Below are 21,953 nucleotides of genomic sequence, written 5' to 3' on the forward strand. Positions count from 1 at the left end.
ATCCCAGTGGCTTCAGTGGACGGGGTGCATCGTGCGGCGCAGCCAGGGCGCGAGTGCCATCACGGCGAGGCCCGCGGCCACCGCGATCGCGCCGTTGACGCCGAAGTAGGCAGGCTTGGAGACGTCGTCGTAGAGCTTCACGGTCTGCGCCTGGATGCCGTTGGCGAGCGCGAGCGACAGGAACCAGAGGGACATGGTCTGGCTGGAGAAGGCGGCCGGGGCGAGTTTCGTGGTGGCCGACATGCCGGAGGTCTCCAGGAGGATGTCGCCGAGGCCGAGCAGGAAGTACGAGCCGACGATCCACCAGGCCGACATCAGGTAGTCGTCGCTGCTGTGACCGCTGGTCGGCAGCACCATCAGGAGGAACGACAGGCCGCCGAGCACGACCCCGATCGCGATCTTGTTGGAGGCGTGCGGCTGGCGGTGGCCCATCCGGACCCACAGCGCGGCGACCACGGGCGCGAGGGCGACCTCGAAGGCGCCGAGCGCGGAGGCGTACCAGCTGGCCGGGAAGTCGTAACCGAGGATCGTGGTCTCGGCGTTCGACGCCGCGAGCAGCATCATCGTCGAGTACGCCTGGAAGAGGATGAAGTTGAAGACGGTCGAGGCGAGGAAGAGGACGATGTACGGGCGCAGGCGGCCGCGTTCGTCGTCCGTCACCCGGGGGCTCCTGAACATCACCGCGAAGTAGACGACCGGCGCGATCACCGAGATGAGGGTCAGCAGGTCGACGAAGCGGTCCATCGTCAGGTAGCCGACCACCGCGAGGAGAGTCGCGAGTACCGCCGCCGCGAGGAGGCCGAGGACGATCACCAGGACCGCGCGGCGCATCGCGTCGGGCGCGAGGGCGAATTCCGCCGAGTGCTTGCGTCCGGCCAGGTGACGGCGGCCCATGACGTACTGGATCAGGCCGAAGGTCATGCCGATCGCCGCCGCCGAGAATCCCCAGTGCCAGCCCCGGTGGTCGCCGAGCCAGCCGGTGATGAGCGGGCCCGCGAAGGCGCCGATGTTGATCGCCATGTAGTAGAGGGCGAAGCCGGCGTCGCGGCGGTCGTCGTCGGTGCGGTAGAGCTTGCCGACCATGGTGGCGACGTTGGGCTTGAGCAGGCCGGTGCCCGCGCTGATCAGGCCCAGGCCGACCCAGGTCATGGTGGCCGTCGGCACCGCCATGGAGTAGTGGCCGCAGGCGATCAGGATGCCGCCCCACAGGACCGCGCGGTACGAGCCGAGCATCCGGTCGGCGAGCCAGCCGCCGGCGACCGAGACCAGGTAGACGAGGGTGCCGTACGCGGCCGAGACGGAGGCGGCCGTGCCCGACGACATGCCCATACCGCCGTGGGCGACGGTGTCGGCGAAGTAGAGGACGAGGATCGCCTGCATGCCGAGGAACGAGAAGCGTTCCCAGACCTCCAGGCCGGAGAGGGTGAGCAGGCCCCTGGGCTGGCCGAAGAAGGCATGGTCGTCACCCGGAGGCGGCTCGCTGCCGGGCTCGGTTTCGACGGTGCTTCGGGACACGGCTGCCGGTCTCCTTACTGGTCCCTGTCGGGCACGCAGGGGGTCGCTGGGGCCACTGAGGTCTGCCACCGAGTGCGGCAAGTCGGCGTATATCGGCTCGTATTAGTTGATCAAGAACATACCTCTCGCGATCCGATACCGCCCGGGCTGTGCCCGCCCCTCCCGCCCGGGGGAACTGGTGAGGGAAGTCGGCTATGGGGACGGTGGGCGCTCGTGGTGATCGAAACGTGACCGGATACGCTGACTTGAGTGATGGCAGCGACACATCGACAAACCGCGTCACCGACCGAATGATCGACCGAGTTCGCCGTGTGATCGTCAGCAGACAGGAGAACCTCTCGTGACCGTCGTCGGGCCGTTCGGGCTGAGCGTGCGGGACCAGGCTCTCGAAGCCGATGTCCAGGCCGGATTGGCGGCTGTCGAGGAGGGTTTGCTCGAAGCCACCAAGAGCGAGGTCCCCTTCATCACGGAAGCCGCCCAGCACCTCGTGCGTGCGGGCGGGAAGCGGTTCCGGCCGCTGCTCGTGACGCTCGCCTCGCAGTTCGGGGACCCCTACGCGCCGGGTGTCGTGCCCTCGGCCGTGGTCGTCGAGCTGACGCATCTCGCCACGCTGTACCACGACGACGTCATGGACGAGGCGGACGTACGGCGCGGGGTGCCCAGCGCGAACACCCGCTGGGGCAACTCGGTGGCCGTCCTCACCGGCGACTTCCTCTTCGCCCGCGCCTCCTACATCCTGGCGGACCTCGGTCCCGACGCCGTCCGGATCCAGGCCGAGGCGTTCGAACGGCTCGTCACCGGACAGATCCTGGAGACCGCGGGCCCGCGCGACGGACGTGACCCGGTCGATCACTACCTCGACGTGCTCAGCGGCAAGACCGGATCCCTGGTCGCCGTCGCGTGCCGGTTCGGCGCGATGATGTCCGGTGCCGACGAGACGGTCGTGGACGTGCTGACCCAGTACGGGGAGCGGCTCGGCGTCGCCTTCCAGCTCGCGGACGACGTACTGGACATCGCGTCCGACTCGCACGAGTCGGGCAAGACGCCCGGGACGGACCTCCGTGAAGGCATTCCCACGATGCCGGTGCTGCGCCTGCGTGAGCGGGTGGAGCGGCTCGGTCTCGCCGAGGACATCGCGCTGTGCGAGCTGCTCGACTCCGACATGACGGATGACGCCCGGCACGCCGAGGCGCTGGCCCGGCTGCGGGAGCACCCGGCTCTCGAGCAGGCCCGGCGGGACACCGTGCGGTACGCGGAGGACGCGCGGGCCGCGCTGGCTCCGTTGCCGGAGTGCGACGCGAAGGCGGCGCTGGTGGAGTTGTGCGACCTCGTGGTGCACCGGGCAGGCTGACCTGCCCCGGCAGGAATCCGGCAGGAACCCGTAAGAATCCCACCGGAATCGCTGTGGCCTACGTCACACTCTTGGATTGAGTCCAGTCTGAGATCGAGTCCGTATGTCCCCCCAGAAGCTGACGCAGGGGGCGTCAGCTGAGATACGGGGAGAAAACAGAATCATGGGATCGAACGCCACGTTCACAACGCGTCGCAAGAGCCTGATCCTGACCGGTGTCGCGGTGGCCGCCGCGGCCGGAGTCGCCGCCGCCGTCATCCCGGCGGTCGCCGCCGGCGGAAGCGACACCAAGAGCCACGCCGGGCACGGCGACCAGACCATCGCCGTGCAGAGCGGAGTCGTGGGCGGCAAGGGCGGCACCATCCTCGCCACCAGCCTCAACGGCGCCAACGAGGTCCCCGTCCAGGGCGGCCCCGCCGTCGGTGACAAGGACGGCGCGGCCCTGGAGTTCGTCAAGGTCCAGGGCAGCAAGGTGTCCGTCGCCGTGAAGTGGCGCGGCACCGGCAAGCCGACCCTGCTGCACATCCACCAGGGCGCCAAGGGCACCAACGGCGGCGTCAAGGTCGACTTCACCAAGCTGCTGGCCAAGAGCAAGGGCCGCACCGTCACCGGGACCGTGACGGTCAAGGACACCGCGCTCCTCCAGCAGTTGAAGAGCGACCCGGGTTCGTTCTACGCCAATCTGCACACCGCCGAGTTCCCGGGCGGCGCCGTCCGCGGCCAGCTCCACAAGGTCACCGGATCCTTCGACTTCCGCGGCGCCCTGAAGAACTTCCAGGCGTCCGTCGTCAAGGGCGAGCAGATCTACGAGTGCAAGGCGGCCGAGGGCGGCGGGTACGCCTTCGCCCAGCGTGACGTCGCGGCCGTACTCGGCGGGAACATCGCACACTCGTTCGTGAAGCCCAACTCCGGAACGCCGCAGTGGATCGCACCCGATCGCAGCGCGGTCACCGGCGCCGTGATCAGCAGGACCCCGAACGGCGACAAGAACATCCCCGAGCTCGACCTCAAGGCCACCCAGTCCGGCAAGCACCGCGGCCTGCTGGCCGGTACCGAGGAGATCCTGCGCCTCAACACCGTGGGCGGCGTCGCCCCGGCCGGCTCCTGCTCGCCGGGCGCCGTCGTGGGCGTGCCCTACCAGGCCGACTACGTGTTCGTGCAGCGCTGACGGACCAACCCGGCGAGGTGGCGCCTCCTCCGACCCCTACGGGTTGGGGGAGGCGCCACCTCGTGACGTCATACCGCAGGAGTACGTGGAGTTGAGTCCGGGGTCTGACGCTTCTCTCTTGCCGATTTGGTCAGATTGACAACACCACTCCTCACCGGTTCGGGTGAGAATGGCGGCTAAGAGTGGAGCAGCGCAGGACGACGAGCCGCCGCCGACGACGGAGGTAAGGCACACATGGCACCGTACGAATCCGACGACAGCAGCACGAACGCCGGCGAAGCCGAGGATGTGCGCGCCGGCCGGCGGAAGGCGGCGCGTTACGTCGTCCCGGTCGCGGTGATGGGCGTGGCGGCGGCGACCATCGGGCTGGTCCCGGCGCTCGCCGACTCCGGTGACCCCGACCTGCCGAAGATCAGCGCCCAGCAGCTCATCGAGAAGATCGCCAAGTCGGACGTCCAGCAGCTGTCCGGCACCGTCAAGATCAGCACCGACCTGGGGCTGCCCGACCTCGGTGGCCTGGAGAGCAGCTTCGCTTCCGGCGCCGTACAGGGTGGCGACGACGGCGGTTCCTCCGCCGATCCGTCGTCCAAGCTCATGGAGCTGGCCGCCGGCACGCACACGCTGCGGGTCGCAACCGACGGCCCGGACAAGTCCAAGATCTCCCTCCTGGACAGCGCCGCCGAGTACAGCCTCATCCACAACGGCACGGACGTGTGGGGCTACGACAGCGAGTCGAACGAGGTCTACCACGCGACCACGTCCAAGTCCGGGACGCAGAAGGAGCAGGAGGACGTCCCGGCCACTCCCAAGGAGCTCGCCGACGAGGCCCTCAAGGCCGTCGACGACACCACCTCCGTGACCGTCGACGGCACCGCGCAGGTCGCGGGCCGTGACGCGTACAAGCTGCTCATCAAGCCGAAGCAGTCCGGCTCCACGGTCGGCGCGATCAGCATCGCGGTCGACTCGAAGACGGGGCTGCCGCTCAAGTTCACGCTGACCCCGGCGAGCGGCGGCGCGGCCGTCGTGGACGCGGGCTTCACCAAGGTCGACTTCTCCAAGCCGGCCGCGTCGACCTTCGACTTCACCCCGCCCAAGGGTGCGAAGGTCACCGAGGGCGACGACGTGCAGGCGCCGGAGTCCTCCCAGAAGTCCGACGAGGGGCTCGAAGAGGGTCTCGGCCAGGGCCTCGACGGTCTCAAGACCATCGGCGAGGGCTGGAACGCGATCGCCGAGTTCGACACCGGCGGCGAGGGCGTGCCGTCCGGCTCCTCCGGCAACAGCGACGTCGACGGGTTCCTGAACTCCCTCGGCGACCAGGTCACCGGTAAGTTCGGCTCGGGCACGGTCTTCTCGACCCGCCTGGTCAACGCGCTGATCACGGACGACGGCAAGGTGTACGCGGGTGCCGTCACCAAGGACGCACTGGTCAAGGCGGCCAACGCGGCCCAGTAAGTCCCGTATGCACAGCACGGATTGAGGAGCCCATGGAGGAACTGTCCGCCGCGGAGCCCGACCTGGTGGACGAGGTGGGAGAGGCGGTGCCCCTTGAGGACACCGTGATCGTCACCCGTGCGCTCACCAAGCGCTTCCGCGGCGGACAGCTCGCCGTCGACGGCCTGGATCTGACCGTCCCGGCGGGCAGTGTCTTCGGCTTCCTGGGGCCCAACGGCTCGGGCAAGACCACCACCATCCGCATGCTGATGGGCCTGATCGAGCCGACCTCCGGCACGGCGAGCGTCCTGGGGCGGCCCATGCCCCGGGCCACCCGCGCCGTGCTCCCGCACGTGGGCGCGCTCATCGAGGGCCCCGCGCTGTACGGCTTCCTCTCCGGGCGCGACAACCTCCTCCGGTACGACGCCGCGGACCCGACCGCCGACCCGCGCACCCGGCGTACGCGCGTCGCGGCCGCCCTCGACCGGGTCGGACTGGCCGCCGCCGCGGGCAAGAAGGCGAAGGCGTACTCACTCGGCATGAAGCAGCGGCTCGGGCTCGCGGCCGCGCTGCTCCAGCCCCGCCGCCTGCTCGTCCTGGACGAGCCGACCAACGGCCTCGATCCGCAGGGCATGCGCGAAATCCGTTCCCTGATAAGGGAGTTGGCCTCGGAAGGTACGACCGTCTTCCTCTCCTCGCACCTGCTCGACGAGATCGAGCAGGTCTGCACCCACGCGGCCGTGATGGCGCAGGGCCGGCTCATCACGCAGGGCGCGGTCGCGGACCTCGCGGCGGGTGCGCGCGGACGTCTCGTCGTGACGACCCCCGACCCGGCGGATGCGGCGCGCGTGCTGAAGGAACAGGGAGTCGGGGATCTCGTCGTGACGGACACGGGGGTGACCGCCGAGCCTCCGGACCGCGAACTCGCCGAGCTGAACGCCGCGTTGGTCACGGCGGGCGTCCGGGTCCGCGGCTTCGGGGTCGAACGGGCCTCGCTGGAGGACGCGTTCGTGGCGCTGACGGGGGAGGGCTTCGATGTCGCGGGCTGAGGTCATGACGCGGGCCGAAACGATGCGTGCGCCGAGTCCGCTGTGGACGTTCGGGCTGTTCCGCAGCGAGTTGGTCACCACCTTCCGAAGGTGGCGGACCATCGCGCTGCTCGGCGTACTCGCGGCGGTGCCCGTCCTCATCGGTATCGCCATCAAGATCGAGACGGGCGACGGATCCGGGGGCGGCCAAGGCGGCGGCGGTGGACCGGCGTTCATCTCGCAGATCACCAACAACGGCCTGTTCCTGGTGTTCACGGCGCTCGCCGCGACGCTCCCCTTCTTCCTGCCGATGGCGATCGGCGTCATCGCGGGCGACGCGATCGCGGGCGAGGCGAACGCGGGAACCCTGCGCTACCTCCTGGTCGCCCCCGCGGGCCGCACCCGCCTCCTCCTCACCAAGTACGCGACCACCATGACGTTCTGCCTGGTCGCGACCCTCGTCGTGGCGGCCTCGGCGCTCGCGATGGGCGCCCTGCTGTTCCCACTGGGTGAGCTGACGACGATCTCCGGGACCCGGATCAGCTTCGCGGAGGGACTCGGCAGAGCCCTGCTCATCGCGCTGGTCGTCGCCGCGTCACTGATCGGCGTTGCGGCGCTCGGCCTGTTCATCTCGACGCTGACAGGCAGCGGAATCGCGGCGATGGCGACGACCGTCGGGCTCCTCATCACCATCCAGATCCTCGACCAGATCCCCCAACTGCACGCGCTCCAGCCGTACTTCTTCTCCCACTACTGGCTGTCCTTCGCCGACCTCATGCGCGACCCGGTGTACTGGGACGACCTGGTCCGCAACCTCGGCCTGCAAGCCCTGTACGCGGCGGTGTTCGGATCGGCGGCCTGGGCGCGGTTCACGACGAAGGACATCACGGCCTGAGCGCCGGCTCCCGGGACTCAGCTGTCGTACGGGAAACGCGCGAGCGGCGGCCGCTGCGCGAAGAACGTCTTCGCGCGGGCCAGGGCCTCGGTGTCGTTCAGTACGTCACCGGGCTTGCTGCCGTTGCCGAGCAGGACGCCGCCGAAGTGCATGCCCATGTACGCGGCCGAGTGGTTGAGGGTGCCGACCAGCGGGTCGGCGACCTCCTGCTCCTCGTGCGCCAGCACGGTGACGCCCCAGAGGTTGCGCCCCGCAAGCGTCGCCTTGAAGTCGACGCCGGGAGTGCGCAGCCAGCCCGACCAGTAGTCGAGGTAGCGCTTGGTGTGCGCGGAGACCGAGTACCAGTACAGCGGCGACGCGATGACGATGTCCGTCGCGGCGAGCGTCGCGTCGAGGAGCAGGCCCGTGGAGCCCTCGGTCGGTCGGGCATGGTCGCTGTCGTGGCGCAGGTCCGCGAAGTCCGGCAGCGGATGCTCGGCGAGGCGCAGCCAGCGCTGCCCGACCTCCGCGGGCAACTGCTCGGCGGCCTTGCGGGCCAGCATCTCGGTGTTGCTGTCCGAGCGGCTGCTGCCGAGCAGGAACAGGAACTGGCGGGTCATGGGTCCCCCTGGAGTGCGCGTGGCGAACGGCGGCTGCCGCGACTACATGCGTGCACAATATATGCGTACGCATGTAGCGGTCCAGTCGGGCGAGCTCGGAAACCGTGCGGTCGGTGATCGGCGTCAGTCTCGGTCAGAAGGCCGGGGCGTATTCGGCACCCCGGCCGTTGCCCAGATGAGCGGAGGGGCGAGGATGCGTACGAGGATGATCGCCACCGGGGTCGTGTCCGTCACGGGACTGCCCACGTTGACGGGCTGTGGTCGGCGGGACCAGGGTGAGTCGGTGGGCGAGGCCGGTTCGTCACCCTCGGCTCTCTCCGCCCCGTCCTCCCCTTCCTCCCCCGATCACCCCGAGTGAGGGCACGATGTCTCGACTCAGCCGCGAACAGAAGCGGGAACTCAAGCGGCGGCGCGCCGACCAGGATGCCGTCGCCGGGGAGCACCCGGCCGCCGGGGTGACGCCGATCGAGGTACGGGTGCCGGCCCCGGCGGGGAGCACCGCTCCGCTCGGGGGAGCCGCCCCGGCCGGCGAGGCCACGGTCGGCGGCATGCCGGTCGTCGCCGCCCCCGGCGAGACGGTTCAGGACGCCGTCCTCAACCACCTCCACCGCATCGCCCTCTCCATCGGCCATCCCGTCCTCGCCTCGATCCACGACGAACGCACCGGCTTCGTCGTACCCATTCAGGTGTACGTGGACGGGTCGAGTCAGCACATGGGGGAGCCGCAACGGTTCGAACCGCAGCCGCAGCCGCAGCCGCCCGAGCCCCGGCAGCTGCCACAGCTGCCACAGGTGCAGCAGGCGGAACAACCGCCGGCGCCGGCGAGGCCGAGGCCCCCGCTGCCCGTGACGCCCCCCGCCCCGCCGGCCGAACCGGTGTGGCCCCCGGCGCCCGAACCCGTATGGCCCCCCGCGGCCACCGACCCCGAGCCGAGGGGCACCGCGTACGGTGTGGCGGCACCCCCGACGGGCGTGTTCGGCCCGGCACCGGACCAGGCTCCTGCTCGGGAGGCCTCCAGGTCCCTGATGCACCTGGGTCTGGAAGCGGACCCCGAGCCGGAGCCGGAGTCGAAGCCCACTCCGCCGCGGGGCTTCGACGCCGTCGCCGAAGCGGTACTGGCGCCGGTGTCGGTGGAAGGTTCGGGTGAGGCGGCTTTTCTCGTGGAACCCGTGGCGCGGATCAACGAGGCCGTGAAGGAGGGCAGGATCGAGGAGGCCGCGGGCATGGCGGAACGGGCCGTGGCCGAGGGGGCTCAGGCGCTGGGCCCGGAGCATCCCGAGGTGCTCCGACTGCGTGAACTGTCCGCGTACATCGCCTACTTGGCCGGTGACGCGGTCCGGTCCTTCCACCTGTCGCTCGACCTGGCCAGGGTCCTGCGCCGGCACCGGGACCCGGAAGCCGCGTACGGCAACGTACAGAGCGCGGCCACGGCCTGGCGCGCCGTCCGCGACCCCCTGCAGGGACTGAACCTCGGACGCGATCTGATCGACGTGTGGACCGAGCTGGCGGCCGGCGAAGGCCCCGCCGCCGACGACGTCGAACAACTCGAGAAGGCCCGCACCCGCATGGGCCGCCTGACCGAACGGGCCCGCGACAACTGACGAACACGGAGCCGAACAGGCCCCGGCGGAACGGGATGTGCTCCGCCGGGGCCGAGTTCAAATGGGTACCGCGCACCGGCAACTGCCTATGAGGACAGCTCCCACACCGCGTAGGCGAGCGCGTCCCCGTTCCGGTCCAGCGCCGTGTCGTTGATGTTCGACGTCGTGTCGCACGAGGAGTGGTAGCAGGCGTCGAAGGCCTTGCCCGACGTACCGCCCCACTTCGCCGCCTGGGCCGCCGTCTTGATGTAGTCCGCGCCGCTGAAGAGGCCGCCGACGGGGATGCCCGCGTTCTTGAAGGGGGCGTGGTCGGAGCGGCCGTCGCCCTCGGTCTCGATCTCCGTCGCGATGCCGATGCCTGTGAAGTAGTTCTGGAAGGTCTTCTCGATGGTGGGGTCGTCGTCGTAGACGAAGTAGCCGGGGTTCGGCGAACCGATCATGTCGAAGTTGAGATAGCCGCTGATCTTCGAACGGTTCGCGGTGGTCAGGCTGTTCACGTAGTACCTGGAACCGACCATGCCCAGCTCTTCGGCGCCCCACCAGGCGAACCGCAGATGCTTGGTGGGCTGGTACTGCGTACGGGAGACGGTGAGCGCGGCCTCAAGGACGGCGGCCGATCCGGACCCGTTGTCGTTGATGCCGGCCCCCGCCGTCACGCTGTCGAGGTGGGACCCCGCCATGACGACCTGGTTGGTGTCGCCGCCGGGCCAGTCGGCGATCAGGTTGTACCCGGTGCGTCCGCCGGACGTGAACTGCTGGACGGTCGTGGTGAATCCGGCCGCGTCCAGCTTGGCCTTCGCGTAGTCGAGGGACGCCTTGTAGCCGGTGCGGCCGTGCGCGCGGTTGCCGCCGTTGGCGGTGGCGATGGACTGGAGCTGTGCGAGATGGGCCTTGACGTTGGCCACGGGGAGATCGGGCGCGGCAGCCGCGAGGGGGGATGCGGGTGCCGCGCCGGTTATCGCGCCGGTGGTGAGGAGCGTGACGGCGGTGACGATGGCAGCCGCACCGGCGCGCCCGGGAACGGAGAGCTTCATGTGGGGGGCTCCGAATTCCGTGGGAATCCACAGGGATTCCACAGTGAATGGGGTGCCTGATGGTGAAGCTGAGCCTGAGGCTCCGTCAAGAGCGCAATCCGGTCACGGTTGTTCAGATAGCGGATGCGATCAGTTCGCACCCGGAACCCCGTCCGTACGGCGAACCGCCTACTGCACGCAGAACTCGTTCCCCTCGGGGTCGGTCATCACCACCCACTCACCCCCGGGCTCCTTCACCTGGCGAAGCACACTCGCGCCGAGCCCCTCCAGCCGCGCGACTTCCGCCTCGCGCCGCTCCGGCCCGGCGTGCAGGTCCAGATGCAGCCGGTTCTTGACCGTCTTGGGCTCCGGCACCCGCTGGAAGAGCAGTCGCCGCCCGAGCCCGGTCCCGCTCGCCTCCTCGTACGGATCGTCCGGATGCCGTACGGCGATCAGGTCCCGGAAGGCCCGGCGGCCGTGGGACTCGACGGTGAGCTCGGCCGGTACGGCACCGGCGCCCAGCAGCCGTTCGACGAGCGCGCTGTTGTCCTCGACCTCGTAGCCGAGCGCGCCGGCCCAGAAGTCGGCCTGTGCGTGCGGGTCGGCCGAGTCGATGACGAGCTTCCAGTGCAGGGTCGCGTGAGTCATGGTAACCACTTATAGTGGTTACGTGAGCGAGCGCGCAATGGAATCGCCGGGGATGACCCTCGTGTCGTACGGCGGGAAGGCCTACCGTTTCGACCCGGGAGCGCTCTGCCTGGAGCTGCTGACGACGGGCGGCCCGGGCGAGTTCGCCCGCTACGAGGTGCTGCACGAGCCGTCCGACCTGGCGCGCTGGGTGGACCGGAGCCGCCTGTCACCGGGACTCGAGCTGTCCATAACCCAGCTGGAGTTGGAGCGCACACGGGCGGTTCGCGATGCCCTGTTCCTACTGACCGCCGACCGCGCCCACGGCCGCCCCCCGAGCCCCCGAGACCTGGCCGCCGTCAACGCGGCCGCGGCCGAACCCCCGCTCGCCGCCCGCATCGAGCCGGACGGAACCCGCGCCTGGGCCCCCGGAGCCACGGGCACCCAGCTCCTCTCCACCGTCGCGCGCGACGCCGTCGACCTCTTCACCGGCCCACACGCCGACCGCATCCGCGAATGCGGCTCCCACAACTGCTACCTGCTCTTCGTAGACACATCCCGCCCCGGCCGCCGCCGCTGGTGCGCCATGGAACACTGCGGCAACCTCAACAAGGTCCGAGCCCACCGAGCCCGCTCCAGCCCGTCCGGCGTTTGAGGACGAGCCCTTCGGGCGAACGGGGGTCTGGGGGCGGAGCCCCCAGAAACGGGACGGGAAGGGGCGGAGGGGGCGATAAAACCGCCGTCACCCACCCCCCACGGCAGCCCCCCGCGAGTCATAGGCAACCCGAGCCGAAGCAATCTCCCCCCGATGCACCTCCGTCCACGTCACCAGCGACTGGATGGTCGCATGCAACGTCCCACCCAACGGAGTGAGCTCGTACTCCACCCGCGGCGGCACCACCGCATGAACCGTCCGCTTCACCAGCCCATCCCGCTCAAGCTGCCGCAAGGTAACCGTCAGCATCCGCTGACTGACCCCGTCGATCTCCCGCCGCAACTCCGTGAACCGGAGCACACGCCGCTCAAGCAGCGCGATCACCAGCAGCGACCACTTGTCGGCGATCCGGTCGAGGATCTGCCGCACCTCGCAGTCCTCACGGGTGTCCCACTGGAAGGGGTCCGCATCCCCGTAGTCGGCGGTACTTTCGCAGTTACTCAGTGACTTCGAAGTGCCTTCTTCCATGCCTGTCGATGCTGCCGCAGGCTGGCGGTGGTTACAAGAGGGAACCGACCCTCACCCGAGTAACCGTCCCCTGCCGAAAAGGAGTTCACCGTGGGCAAGCGAGCCTGGGCCCTGCTCCTCGTCCTCTGCGGAACGATCTTCCTGGAGGGTGCGGACGTCGCGATGCTCGCGGTCGCGATCCCCTCCATCAGATCCGACCTCGACCTGACCACGGGCACCGCGGCCTGGGTGATGAGCGCCTACGTCCTCGGCTATGCCGGCTTCACCCTCCTCGGCGGACGCGCCGCCGACCTGCTGGGCCGCCGCCGGATGTTCCTCATCTGGCTGGCGGTCTTCGTCGCCTTCTCCGGGATCGGCGGCTTCGCCACCGAGGGCTGGATGCTGATCGTCGCCCGCTTCGTCACGGGAGTCTCCGCCGCGTTCATGACCCCGGCGGCCCTGTCCCTGATCACGACGTCGTACGAGGAGGGTCCCCAGCGCAACAAGGCCCTGCTGGTCTTCGCGGGCACGGGCGCCGGCGGCTTCTCCCTCGGCCTCGTCATCGGCGGCCTGCTCACCGAACTCGGCTGGCGCTGGGTGTTCTTCGCGCCGGTCCTCCTTGCGGGCGCGATCCTGGCCGCGGCGATCCGGCTGATCCCCGTACAGGAAGGGCGCCCCCAACCCCGTACGGCAGAACGGCGATTCGACCTCACCGGCGCCGTCACCGCCGCCGGAGCCATGCTTCTCGCCGCCTACGCCGTCATCCGTCTCGAACACGGCCTGCACGGCTGGCAGTTGACGGCGGGGGCGGCACTCGCGGCGCTGCTCCTCGCCACCACCTTCGTCTTCGTCGAGCGCCGCGCCGCCACCCCCCTCGTACGCCTCGGCATCCTCCGTACGGGCACGGTGGTCCGAGCCGACCTCGGTGCGCTGCTCTTCCTGGGCGCCTTCTTCGGCTTCCAGTTCGTGCTGACGCTCTACCTGCAGGAACTGCGCGGCTGGTCGGCGTTCCAGACGGCGATCGCCCTCGTAGTGATGGGCTGCGACGCGGTGCTCGCCCCGACGCTCACGCCGAAACTGGTCGAGTGGTTCGGCCACGCGCGGGTGATCCTCGGCGGCTTCGTGCTGGCCGTGATCGCGTACGGGCTGTTCCTGCCCGTCGGCGCGGACTGGTCGTACGCGGCGATGTTCCCGACCCTGATCCTCGCGGGGACCGCCTTCGCGCTCGCCTACGGGCCGCTGACGATCGCGGCGACTGAAGGCGTGGCCGAGTCGGAGCAGGGGCTGGCGAGCGGGCTGCTGCACACGGCGACGCAGTTCGGCTCGGCGATCGGGATATCGGTGGTGACCGCGGTCTACGGCTTGGCGTCGACGGGATCGGGGTCTGCCGCCAATGATCCGGACGCGATGCTGTCCGCCTTCCGGGCGGCGCTGACCGTGCCGGTGGCGATGGTGGTCCTGGGTGCGCTGGTCTCGGCCCTGAGCGTGCGAGCCGCTCGGCGCGCGGTGCGCAACGCGTCGAAGGTGAGCAGCGACAGCGCGAGCCAGACCAGTGCGAACCCGGCCCAGCGCTCGGGCGGCATCGCCTCGTGGAAGTAGAGGATGCCAAGGAGGAACTGGAAGACGGGGGCGAGGTACTGGAGGAGTCCCAGCGTGGACAGGGGGACCCTGATCGCGGCCGCGCCGAAGCAGACGAGCGGAAGCGCGGTCACCACGCCCGTCGCCGCGAGCAGCGCCATGTGCCCCACGCCCTCCGTGCCGAAGGTCGCCTTCCCGGCCGACCCCAGCCACAGCAGAAAGCCGAGCGCGGGCAGGAACTGGATGGCCGTCTCGGCGGCGAGCGACTCGATGCCGCCGATGTTGACCTTCTTCTTCACCAGCCCGTAGGTGGCGAAGGAGAAGGCGAGGATGAGGGAGATCCACGGCGGGCTGCCGTATCCGAGGGTGAGCACGACCACCGCCGCGAAGGCGACGCCGACCGCCGTCCACTGAAGGGGGCGCATCCGCTCCTTGAGGATCAGCACACCCATCGCGATGGTGACCAGCGGGTTGATGAAGTAGCCCAGCGAGGCCTCGACCACGTGACCCGAGTTCACAGCCCAGATGTAGACGCCCCAGTTCACGGTGATGACGGCCGCGGCCACCGTGATCAGTGCGAGCTTGCGCGGCTGCCGTATCAGCTCACCGGCCCAGGCCCAGCGCCGCATCACGACGAGCGCGATCCCGACGAAGGCCAGCGACCACACCATCCGGTGGGCGAGGATCTCGACCGCGCCGGCAGGCTCCAGGAGCGGCCAGAACAGGGGGACGAGCCCCCACATGCCGTATGCCGCGATGCCGTTCAGCAGACCTATGTGCTGTTCGCCCCTGGCCTTCGCCGCCACCGCGTCCTCCTTGCCCCTTCGGCCGTGTCCGTACGGCCTTCAAGAAGGTAACGCCGAGCGCCCCCGCCTGTCATGCCCGTATCGCCATACGGTCGTTACAGGCGGGGGTTCGGAGAGCGGTACCGAGAGCCCGAGGGGGAGTCAGCCCTTCAGCGCCGCCGCGATGGACTCGGCGATCGGCGTGGTCGGGCGGCCGGTCAGCCGGGACAGGTCGCCGGTCGTGACCGCCAGCTCGCCCTTCGCGACGGACTCGTCGACACCCGCCAGGATCGTGGCGAAGGCCTCGGGCAGCCCGGCGCCGGTCAGGATGCCGGTGTAGACCGCGGTGGGAACGGCGTTGTAGACGATCTCCTTGCCGGACTGCCGGGCCACCTCGGCGGCGTACTCGGCGAAGCCGAACGCGGTGTCGCCGCTCAGCTCGTACGTCGAGTTCTCGTGGCCCTCGCCGGTCAGCACCGCCACGGCGGCGGCCGCGTAGTCGGCGCGCGTGGCGCCGGCGATCCGGCCCTCGCCGGCGGCCTGGACGACGGCGCCGTGTTCGAGAACGGGGGCGAGGTTCTCGGTGTAGTTCTCGTTGTACCAGCCGTTGCGCAGCAGGGAGTACGGCAGACCGGACGCGAGGATCGCCGCCTCGGTGGCCCGGTGGTCGTCGGCCAGGGCGGCGGTCAGGCTGCCGGGAGCGCTGGTGTACGCGAGGAGCGCGGCCCCTGCCGTCTTGGCGGCGTCGAGGACGACCTGGTGCTGGCCCACGCGGCCGAGGTGGAACTCGTTGCCGGAGATCAGCAGCACCTTGTCACCGGCGGAGATGACGCCGTCGAAGGTCTCGGGGGTGTTGTAGTCGGCTACCGCGATCTTCACGCCGCGGGCCGCGAAGCCGGCGGCCTTCTCCGTGTCGCGGACGACGGCGGTGATCTGGTCGGCCGGGACCTTCTCCAGCAGGCCCTCGATGACGTGGCGGCCGAGGTTTCCGGTGGCTCCGGTGACGACGATGCTCATGGCTGATATCTCCTAGCGGGTGGCTTGGCACTCACCCTAGGAGGTGCACTAACTTCTCGAAAGTACCCACTTTGAAGTAAGGTACTGGCATGTCCGTAAGTAAGTGGAGTGTCGAGGGCGAGGCCATGTGCCCGCACCGCCTCGTCCTGGAGCACGTCACCAGCCGCTGGGGCGTCCTCGTTCTGATCCAGCTGAACGAACGCTCGTACCGCTTCAGCGAGCTGCGCCGCGCGATCGGCCGGGTCAGCGAGAAGATGCTGACCCAGACCCTCCAGACCCTGGAGCGCGACGGTCTCGTCCATCGCGACGCCAAGCCGGTGATCCCGCCCCGGGTCGACTACTCCCTCACCGACCTGGGCCGCGAGGCCGCCCAGCTGGTGAGCGCGCTGGGGACCTGGACGAACGAGCGGATGGACGACGTGCTGAAGGCGCGCGAGGTGTACGACAGGGCCCGGACCTGACGGCCCGAGCCCTGGAGGACGTACGGAGCGATCAGCCCACGACCGTCCAGGTGTCGCCGCCCGCGAGCAGTGCCGCGAGGTCGCCCTTGCCGTTCTGCTCGATGGCCGAGTCGAGCTGGTCCGACATCTGGGTGTCGTAGACCGGCCGGTCCACCGCACGGAACACGCCGATGGGGGTGTGGTGCAGGGTGTCCGGGTCGGCGAGCCGCGAGAGCGCGAACGCGGTGGTCGGGGACGCGGAGTGCGCGTCGTGGACCACGATCTGCGCCTCGTTCTCCGGGGTGACGGTGACGGCCTTGAGGTCGCCGGTCCGCTCATCGCGTACGACGCCGCGGTTGCCGTCGGCGCCGAAGCGGATGGGCTGCCCGTGCTCCAGCCGGATCACCGCCTCCTCGGCCTGCTGCCGGTCCTTCAGCACCTCGAAGGCGCCGTCGTTGAAGATGTTGCAGTTCTGGTAGATCTCGACGAGGGCGGTGCCGGGGTGGGCGGCGGCCTGGCGCAGTACTTCGGTGAGGTGCTTGCGGTCGGAGTCGACCGTGCGGGCCACGAAGGAGGCCTCCGCGCCGATGGCGAGGGACACCGGGTTGAAGGGCGCGTCCAGGGAGCCCATCGGCGTCGACTTGGTGATCTTCCCGACCTCGGAGGTCGGGCTGTACTGCCCCTTGGTCAGACCGTAGATCCGGTTGTTGAAGAGCAGGATCTTGAGGTTCACATTGCGGCGCAGGGCGTGGATGAGGTGGTTGCCGCCGATGGACAGCGCGTCGCCGTCACCGGTCACCACCCACACGCTCAAGTCCCGTCGGCTGGAGGCGAGTCCGGTCGCGATGGCGGGCGCGCGGCCGTGGATGGAGTGCATCCCGTACGTGTTCATGTAGTACGGGAAGCGGGACGAACACCCGATGCCCGAGACGAAGACGATGTTCTCCTTCGCGAGACCCAGCTCGGGCATGAAGCCCTGCACGGCCGCGAGGATCGCGTAGTCACCGCAGCCGGGGCACCAGCGCACTTCCTGATCGGACTTGAAGTCCTTCATGGATTGCCTGGCCTCGGCCTTGGGGACGAGAGAAAGCGCCTCGATCGAGCCCGTGCCTTCCGTGGTCGTCTCAGCCATCGATGGCCTCCTTGAGAGCCGTGGCGAGTTGCTCAGCCTTGAACGGCATGCCGTTGACCTGGTTGTACGAGTGGGCGTCCACCAGGTACTTCGCCCGGATGAGTGTGGCGAGCTGGCCGAGGTTCATCTCGGGAATCACCACCTTGTCGTAACGCTTCAACACCGCTCCCAGATTCCGCGGGAACGGGTTCAGGTGCCGCAAGTGGGCCTGCGCGATGGAGTCCCCGGCCGCGCGCAGCCGCCGTACCGCCGCCGTGATGGGTCCGTAGGTGGAACCCCAGCCCAGGACAAGGGTGTTGGCCGTTCCGGACAGGTCGTCGACTTCCACGTCCGGTACGTCGATGCCGTCGATCTTGGCCTGCCGGGTGCGGACCATGAAGTCGTGGTTGGCGGGGTCGTAGGAGATGTTGCCGGTGCCGTCCTGCTTCTCGATGCCGCCGATGCGGTGCTCCAGGCCCGGCGTGCCCGGGATCGCCCACGGGCGGGCGAGGGTCTGGGGGTCGCGCTTGTAGGGCCAGAAGACTTCGGTGCCGTCGTCCAGGGTGTGGTTGGGCCCCTGGGCGAACTGCACACGCAGGTCGGGGAGTTCGTCGGTGTCCGGGACCCGCCACGGCTCGCTGCCGTTGGCCAGATAGCCGTCGCTCAGCAGGAACACCGGGGTGCGGTAGGTGACGGCGATGCGGGCGGCCTCGATCGCGGCGTCGAAGCAGTCGGCGGGGGTCCGGGGGGCGACGATCGGGACCGGGGCCTCGCCGTTGCGTCCGAACATGGCCTGCAGCAGGTCCGCCTGCTCCGTCTTCGTCGGCAGACCGGTCGAAGGCCCGCCGCGCTGGATGTCGATGACCAGCAGGGGCAGTTCGAGACTCACCGCCAGCCCGATCGTCTCCGACTTCAACGCCACGCCCGGGCCGGAGGTCGTGGTCACCGCGAGCGAGCCGCCGAACGCCGCGCCAAGCGCGGCACCGATGCCCGCGATCTCGTCCTCCGCCTGGAACGTCCGGACGCCGAAGTTCTTGTGCTTGGACAGCTCGTGCAGGATGTCGGAGGCCGGGGTGATCGGGTACGAGCCGAGGTACAGCGGCAGGTCCGCCTGCTGGGAGGCGGCGATCAGGCCGTACGACAGGGCCAGGTTCCCGGAGATGTTGCGGTAGGTGCCGGTCGGGAAGGTGTGGGAGGCGGGGGCGACCTCGTAGGAGACCGCGAAGTCCTCCGTGGTCTCGCCGAAGTTCCAACCGGCCCTGAACGCCGCGATGTTGGCGGCGGCGATTTCCGGCTTCTTCGCGAACTTGGTCTTCAGGAACTTCTCGGTGCCCTCGGTGGGCCGGTGGTACATCCAGGAGAGCAGCCCGAGGGCGAACATGTTCTTGCTGCGCTCGGCCTCCTTGCGGGAGAGGTCGAACTCCTTGAGCGCCTCGACGGTCATGGTGGTGAGCGGGACGGGGTGGACGCTGTAGCCGTCCAGGGAGCCGTCCTCAAGGGGGTTCGTCGGGTAACCGACCTTCGACATCGCCCGTTTGGTGAACTCGTCCGTGTTGACGATGATCTCCGCGCCGCGCGGCACGTCGGCGATGTTCGCCTTCAGGGCGGCGGGGTTCATGGCGACGAGGACGTTGGGCGCGTCGCCGGGGGTGAGGATGTCGTGGTCGGCGAAGTGCAGCTGGAAAGACGAAACGCCCGGCAGGGTGCCTGCGGGCGCTCGGATTTCGGCGGGGAAGTTCGGAAGGGTCGAGAGGTCGTTGCCGAAGGACGCCGTCTCGGAGGTGAACCGGTCTCCGGTGAGCTGCATGCCGTCACCCGAGTCACCCGCGAACCGGATGATCACCCGGTCCAAGCGGCGGAGCTCTTTCGACCCTGCCGGTTTGCGCTGTTCTCCTACGACGGCTCCGTCGGCCTGTTCCGCTGCGCTACTGACCTGGCTGGTCACTGAACTGGACCTCCCTCGAGGCGGGTGTCTGGGAGCGGCCTTCCCGCAGGCCTTCCCAGGATCAACCCTACGTCTGTAAGGGTCGCCTTCCCGGGGTCATTCGCACAGTGGACACCTTTTTGAGACTGCTCGACAGTCTGACTTGTCATGATTTACCCGCCCCCCGACGCTTCCCTTGAAGACGCTTGCGCTCATCCTTTGGTTCTCGTGCCGTACGGCTGGTGGTTCTCGTACTCCATGGCGTATTGACAATCACCTGACACAGTGTCAGATGATCAGGAGTTCAGATAGGTCAGGACCGCGAGAACACGCCGGTGGTCCCCGTCGCTCTGGGACAGGCCCAGTTTCAGGAAGATGTTGCTGACGTGCTTCTCGACCGCGCCGTCGCTCACGACGAGCTGCCGGGCGACGGCCGAGTTGGTCCGCCCCTCGGCCATCAGGCCGAGGACTTCCCGCTCCCTCGGGGTGAGCCCCGCGAGCACGTGCTGCTTGCGGCTCCGCCCGAGCAGCTGCGCGACCACCTCCGGGTCGAGCGCGGTACCCCCCTGGGCCACCCGCACCACCGCGTCCACGAACTCGCGGACCTCGGCCACCCGGTCCTTCAGCAGATAGCCGACGCCCCGGCTCGAACCGGCCAGCAGTTCGGTGGCGTACTGCTCCTCCACGTACTGCGACAGCACGAGCACACCGAGTCCCGGATACGCCTTGCGCAGCTGCACGGCGGCCCTGACCCCCTCGTCTGTGTGCGTCGGCGGCATCCGCACATCGGCGACGACGACATCCGGCAGCGCGTCCCGGTCCGCGAACTCGGTGATCGTCTTGATCAGCGCTTCCCCGTCCCCGACCCCCGCCACCACGTCATGTCCGCGATCGGTCAACAACCGGGTCAGGCCCTCCCTGAGCAGCACTGAATCCTCGGCGATGACGACCCGCACCCTGTCCTCCACGATTTTCGGCCCCCCACTCGAACGACAGCCCCCAGCATTCCAGCATTGGGGCCGGAGGGGAGCTGTTCAGCCTGTCCGGCGTTTGAGGACGAGGCCGTTCAGGCCGATAGCGGGGGTCTGGGGGCGCAGCCCCCAGGTACGGGAACGGGTAGGGGCGGCGGGGGCGAAAAACACCCCACGCCGCCCCGTACCGCCCGACCCCGGACCACTCACCCCCGCCAGGGCAGCTCCGCGGTGATCCGGGTGGGCCCGCCCACCGGCGAATCCACCACCAGAATCCCGTCCACCGCCCCGAGCCGCTCCGCGAGCCCCGCCAAACCGGACCCGCCGGCGCAATCGGCACCCCCCACCCCGTTGTCCACGACCTGAAGCATCAGCCGGTTCTCGACCCGCCAGACATCCACCGTGGCCCGCGTGGCCCGCGAGTGCTTGCTGATGTTCTGCAGCAGCTCGGAAACCGTGAAGTACGCGATCCCCTCGATCGCGGGCGCCGGCCGAGTCGGCAGATCCACGTCGACCTGCACCGGCACGGTGCACCGCGACGACACCGCCGACAGCGCTGCGTCCAGGCCACGGTCGGTGAGGACCGCAGGGTGGATACCGCGGGCCAGATCCCGCAGCTCCTGCAACGCCGTCTTCACCTCACCGTGCGCCTCGCCCACCATCCGCGCGGCCGCCTCCGGATCCTCGGTCAGCTTCTCCTTGGCCAGCCCCAGATCCATCGCCAGCGCGACCAGCCGGGCCTGCGCCCCGTCGTGCAGATCACGCTCGATGCGCCGCAGGTCGGCGGCGGCGGTGTCGACCACGACCCCCCGGTCCGACTCCAGCTCGACCACGCGCGTTGCCAGCTTCGACGGCCCGAGCAGCCCGCGCACCATCACCGCGTCCACCGTCGTCAGCCCGCGCACGATCCACGGCGAGGCCATGGTGAACAGCAGCCCCACCATCGCGGTCACGGTGATCTCGAAGGGGTTGTTCAGGTAGACGCTGTGGGTGTCGTCGCCGTAGAGCTGGAGCCCGTCCTGCCCCCCGTACATCGGGAAGACCCAGAACCACAGCGGGTACGTCAGCAGCGCCCACCCATACGCCCAGAAGTTCAGCGCCACCACGAACGAGAACACCGACCACGGGAACTGCACCACCGCGTACAGCAGATGCCGCCACGACGCACCGCTCTTGAGCGTGGCGCCCATCCACGCCCACGCCCCGCGCGTCCGCATCCGCAGCGGCTCCGGCTCGGACACCTCGACCCCGAGCAGCCCGCGCGCCCGGGCCCTTTCCAGCGAGCCGAGCCCGCGGCAGCCGGCCAGGGTGGCGGCGAGCACAGGGACCCCGAGGAAGGTGATCAGCAGTCCGGCGCCGAGCGCGAACATCGTGACGGCGTACGTGAACATGAGGATGCCGAGCGGCAGGCTCAGCATCACATAGCCGAACTCACGCCAGCTGCGGGCCTCGATCGGCGCCCGCAACGGGGCCGGCAGACGGAACCGCCGCTCCTCGACACCCGCCCCGCGGAGTCCGGGCCCGTCGTGCTGCCCGTACCCCTGTCCGTAATCCGTGGCCATCGGTCCCGTCCGTTCTACTCATCCTGCTCGTCGGCTCGTACCTCAACCCTGCTGTCCACGGCGTTCACCGACCATGGAGCGGGTCGGCGTCTTGGGGCGGGGGTTTTCCCTACCTTGGCGGGGGTGTGGTGGGGCGGCGGCGGGGACTCGGTGGGGGCTCGGCGGGTGAAGATCG

The 21,953-nt window shown here is 69.4% G+C and carries 19 protein-coding genes and 1 pseudogene; 9 read left to right on the forward strand and 11 right to left on the reverse strand.

Translation table 11 applies throughout. The features are described 5' to 3' along the window. Positions 1-12: 12 nt before the first annotated feature. Positions 13-1,515, reverse strand: coding sequence for a peptide MFS transporter (locus OG219_RS28360; RefSeq protein WP_266831112.1), 1,503 nt, complete (start codon positions 1,513-1,515; stop codon positions 13-15). A 340-nt stretch (positions 1,516-1,855) separates the two neighbouring features. On the opposite strand from OG219_RS28360, the gene OG219_RS28365 reads away from it, so the two are divergent. The 5 genes from OG219_RS28365 (at position 1,856) to OG219_RS28385 (ending at position 7,388) form a co-directional block, all read left to right on the forward strand. Beyond that, complete coding sequence (locus OG219_RS28365; protein WP_266831114.1) at positions 1,856-2,866, forward strand: polyprenyl synthetase family protein; 1,011 nt, start codon at positions 1,856-1,858, stop codon at positions 2,864-2,866. Between the two features lie 163 nt (positions 2,867-3,029). After that, on the forward strand, positions 3,030-4,034 hold the full coding sequence (locus tag OG219_RS28370; protein ID WP_266831116.1) for a CHRD domain-containing protein: 1,005 nt from the start codon (positions 3,030-3,032) through the stop codon (positions 4,032-4,034). 234 nt (positions 4,035-4,268) lie between these two features. Further along, entirely contained in the window at positions 4,269-5,486 is a 1,218-nt protein-coding gene (locus OG219_RS28375) for a DUF2092 domain-containing protein (RefSeq protein ID WP_266831118.1), read from the forward strand. A gap of 32 nt (positions 5,487-5,518) precedes the next feature. Beyond that, complete coding sequence (locus tag OG219_RS28380) at positions 5,519-6,514, forward strand: ABC transporter ATP-binding protein (RefSeq protein WP_266831120.1); 996 nt, start codon at positions 5,519-5,521, stop codon at positions 6,512-6,514. 4 nt (positions 6,515-6,518) lie between these two features. Next, the gene (locus tag OG219_RS28385; protein ID WP_266831122.1) at positions 6,519-7,388 is read left to right on the forward strand and encodes an ABC transporter permease; all 870 of its coding nucleotides are present in this window, start codon (positions 6,519-6,521) and stop codon (positions 7,386-7,388) included. 17 nt (positions 7,389-7,405) lie between these two features. Here OG219_RS28385 and OG219_RS28390 read toward each other — a convergent pair whose 3' ends face one another. After that, complete coding sequence (locus OG219_RS28390; RefSeq protein ID WP_266831124.1) at positions 7,406-7,987, reverse strand: flavodoxin family protein; 582 nt, start codon at positions 7,985-7,987, stop codon at positions 7,406-7,408. 365 nt (positions 7,988-8,352) lie between these two features. Between OG219_RS28390 and OG219_RS28395 the strand changes: the two genes are divergently transcribed. After that, the gene (locus tag OG219_RS28395; protein WP_266831126.1) at positions 8,353-9,588 is read left to right on the forward strand and encodes a tetratricopeptide repeat protein; all 1,236 of its coding nucleotides are present in this window, start codon (positions 8,353-8,355) and stop codon (positions 9,586-9,588) included. Between the two features lie 86 nt (positions 9,589-9,674). Here the strand turns inward: OG219_RS28395 and OG219_RS28400 are convergent, their stop codons facing one another. After that, positions 9,675-10,622: a M28 family metallopeptidase gene (locus OG219_RS28400; protein WP_266831128.1), complete on the reverse strand. Its 948-nt coding sequence runs from the start codon at positions 10,620-10,622 to the stop codon at positions 9,675-9,677. A gap of 168 nt (positions 10,623-10,790) precedes the next feature. After that, the gene (locus OG219_RS28405; protein ID WP_266831130.1) at positions 10,791-11,249 is read right to left on the reverse strand and encodes a VOC family protein; all 459 of its coding nucleotides are present in this window, start codon (positions 11,247-11,249) and stop codon (positions 10,791-10,793) included. Between the two features lie 52 nt (positions 11,250-11,301). On the opposite strand from OG219_RS28405, the gene OG219_RS28410 reads away from it, so the two are divergent. Then, positions 11,302-11,883 carry a CGNR zinc finger domain-containing protein gene (locus tag OG219_RS28410; protein WP_266836260.1) on the forward strand — a complete coding sequence of 194 codons (582 nt, stop codon included), beginning with the start codon at positions 11,302-11,304 and terminating at the stop codon, positions 11,881-11,883. Positions 11,884-11,970: 87 nt separating this feature from the next. On the opposite strand, the gene OG219_RS28415 is transcribed toward OG219_RS28410, so the two are convergent. Next, entirely contained in the window at positions 11,971-12,411 is a 441-nt protein-coding gene (locus OG219_RS28415) for a helix-turn-helix domain-containing protein (protein WP_266831132.1), read from the reverse strand. Positions 12,412-12,573: 162 nt separating this feature from the next. Between OG219_RS28415 and OG219_RS28420 the strand changes: the two are divergent. Further along, a pseudogene (locus tag OG219_RS28420) lies at positions 12,574-13,665 on the forward strand (MFS transporter); the annotation flags it as partial. A gap of 80 nt (positions 13,666-13,745) precedes the next feature. Here the strand turns inward: OG219_RS28420 and rarD are convergent. After that, complete coding sequence (gene rarD, locus OG219_RS48180; RefSeq protein ID WP_323183305.1) at positions 13,746-14,774, reverse strand: EamA family transporter RarD; 1,029 nt, start codon at positions 14,772-14,774, stop codon at positions 13,746-13,748. Positions 14,775-14,915: 141 nt separating this feature from the next. Next, a complete protein-coding gene (locus OG219_RS28430; protein WP_266831136.1) occupies positions 14,916-15,770 on the reverse strand; it encodes an SDR family oxidoreductase in 855 nt (284 codons plus the stop codon). An 89-nt stretch (positions 15,771-15,859) separates the two neighbouring features. Between OG219_RS28430 and OG219_RS28435 the strand changes: the two genes are divergently transcribed. Further along, positions 15,860-16,231, forward strand: a complete 372-nt coding sequence (locus tag OG219_RS28435) for a helix-turn-helix domain-containing protein (RefSeq protein WP_266831138.1) — start codon at positions 15,860-15,862, stop codon at positions 16,229-16,231. A 31-nt stretch (positions 16,232-16,262) separates the two neighbouring features. Here the strand turns inward: OG219_RS28435 and OG219_RS28440 are convergent, their stop codons facing one another. The 4 genes from OG219_RS28440 to OG219_RS28455 form a co-directional block, all read right to left on the reverse strand. Beyond that, entirely contained in the window at positions 16,263-17,342 is a 1,080-nt protein-coding gene (locus tag OG219_RS28440; protein ID WP_266831140.1) for a 2-oxoacid:ferredoxin oxidoreductase subunit beta, read from the reverse strand. After that, complete coding sequence (locus tag OG219_RS28445) at positions 17,335-19,266, reverse strand: 2-oxoacid:acceptor oxidoreductase subunit alpha (protein WP_266831142.1); 1,932 nt, start codon at positions 19,264-19,266, stop codon at positions 17,335-17,337. The genes OG219_RS28440 and OG219_RS28445 overlap by 8 nt, the downstream gene beginning before the upstream one ends. A gap of 275 nt (positions 19,267-19,541) precedes the next feature. Continuing rightward, positions 19,542-20,201, reverse strand: coding sequence for a response regulator transcription factor (locus tag OG219_RS28450; protein WP_323183361.1), 660 nt, complete (start codon positions 20,199-20,201; stop codon positions 19,542-19,544). 221 nt (positions 20,202-20,422) lie between these two features. Beyond that, positions 20,423-21,778: a sensor histidine kinase gene (locus OG219_RS28455; RefSeq protein WP_266831146.1), complete on the reverse strand. Its 1,356-nt coding sequence runs from the start codon at positions 21,776-21,778 to the stop codon at positions 20,423-20,425. Positions 21,779-21,953: the final 175 nt, after the last annotated feature.

Origin of the sequence: Streptomyces sp. NBC_00038 (assembly GCF_026343635.1) — a bacterium.
Lineage (GTDB): Bacteria > Actinomycetota > Actinomycetes > Streptomycetales > Streptomycetaceae > Streptomyces.

Excerpts from the sequence above, each read along its gene's own strand:
- OG219_RS28400 (WP_266831128.1), bottom strand. The coding sequence starts at position 10,622 with ATGAAGCTCTCCGTTCCCGGGCGCGCCGGTGCGGCTGCCATCGTCACC.
- OG219_RS28430 (WP_266831136.1), bottom strand. The coding sequence starts at position 15,770 with ATGAGCATCGTCGTCACCGGAGCCACCGGAAACCTCGGCCGCCACGTC.
- OG219_RS28405 (WP_266831130.1), bottom strand. The coding sequence starts at position 11,249 with ATGACTCACGCGACCCTGCACTGGAAGCTCGTCATCGACTCGGCCGAC.
- OG219_RS28385 (WP_266831122.1), top strand. The coding sequence starts at position 6,519 with ATGACGCGGGCCGAAACGATGCGTGCGCCGAGTCCGCTGTGGACGTTC.
- OG219_RS28455 (WP_266831146.1), bottom strand. The coding sequence starts at position 21,778 with ATGGCCACGGATTACGGACAGGGGTACGGGCAGCACGACGGGCCCGGA.
- OG219_RS28435 (WP_266831138.1), top strand. The coding sequence starts at position 15,860 with ATGTCCGTAAGTAAGTGGAGTGTCGAGGGCGAGGCCATGTGCCCGCAC.
- OG219_RS28410 (WP_266836260.1), top strand. The coding sequence starts at position 11,302 with ATGACCCTCGTGTCGTACGGCGGGAAGGCCTACCGTTTCGACCCGGGA.
- OG219_RS28375 (WP_266831118.1), top strand. The coding sequence starts at position 4,269 with ATGGCACCGTACGAATCCGACGACAGCAGCACGAACGCCGGCGAAGCC.
- OG219_RS28370 (WP_266831116.1), top strand. The coding sequence starts at position 3,030 with ATGGGATCGAACGCCACGTTCACAACGCGTCGCAAGAGCCTGATCCTG.
- OG219_RS28380 (WP_266831120.1), top strand. The coding sequence starts at position 5,519 with ATGGAGGAACTGTCCGCCGCGGAGCCCGACCTGGTGGACGAGGTGGGA.
- OG219_RS28440 (WP_266831140.1), bottom strand. The coding sequence starts at position 17,342 with ATGGCTGAGACGACCACGGAAGGCACGGGCTCGATCGAGGCGCTTTCT.
- OG219_RS28395 (WP_266831126.1), top strand. The coding sequence starts at position 8,353 with ATGTCTCGACTCAGCCGCGAACAGAAGCGGGAACTCAAGCGGCGGCGC.
- OG219_RS28415 (WP_266831132.1), bottom strand. The coding sequence starts at position 12,411 with ATGGAAGAAGGCACTTCGAAGTCACTGAGTAACTGCGAAAGTACCGCC.
- OG219_RS28390 (WP_266831124.1), bottom strand. The coding sequence starts at position 7,987 with ATGACCCGCCAGTTCCTGTTCCTGCTCGGCAGCAGCCGCTCGGACAGC.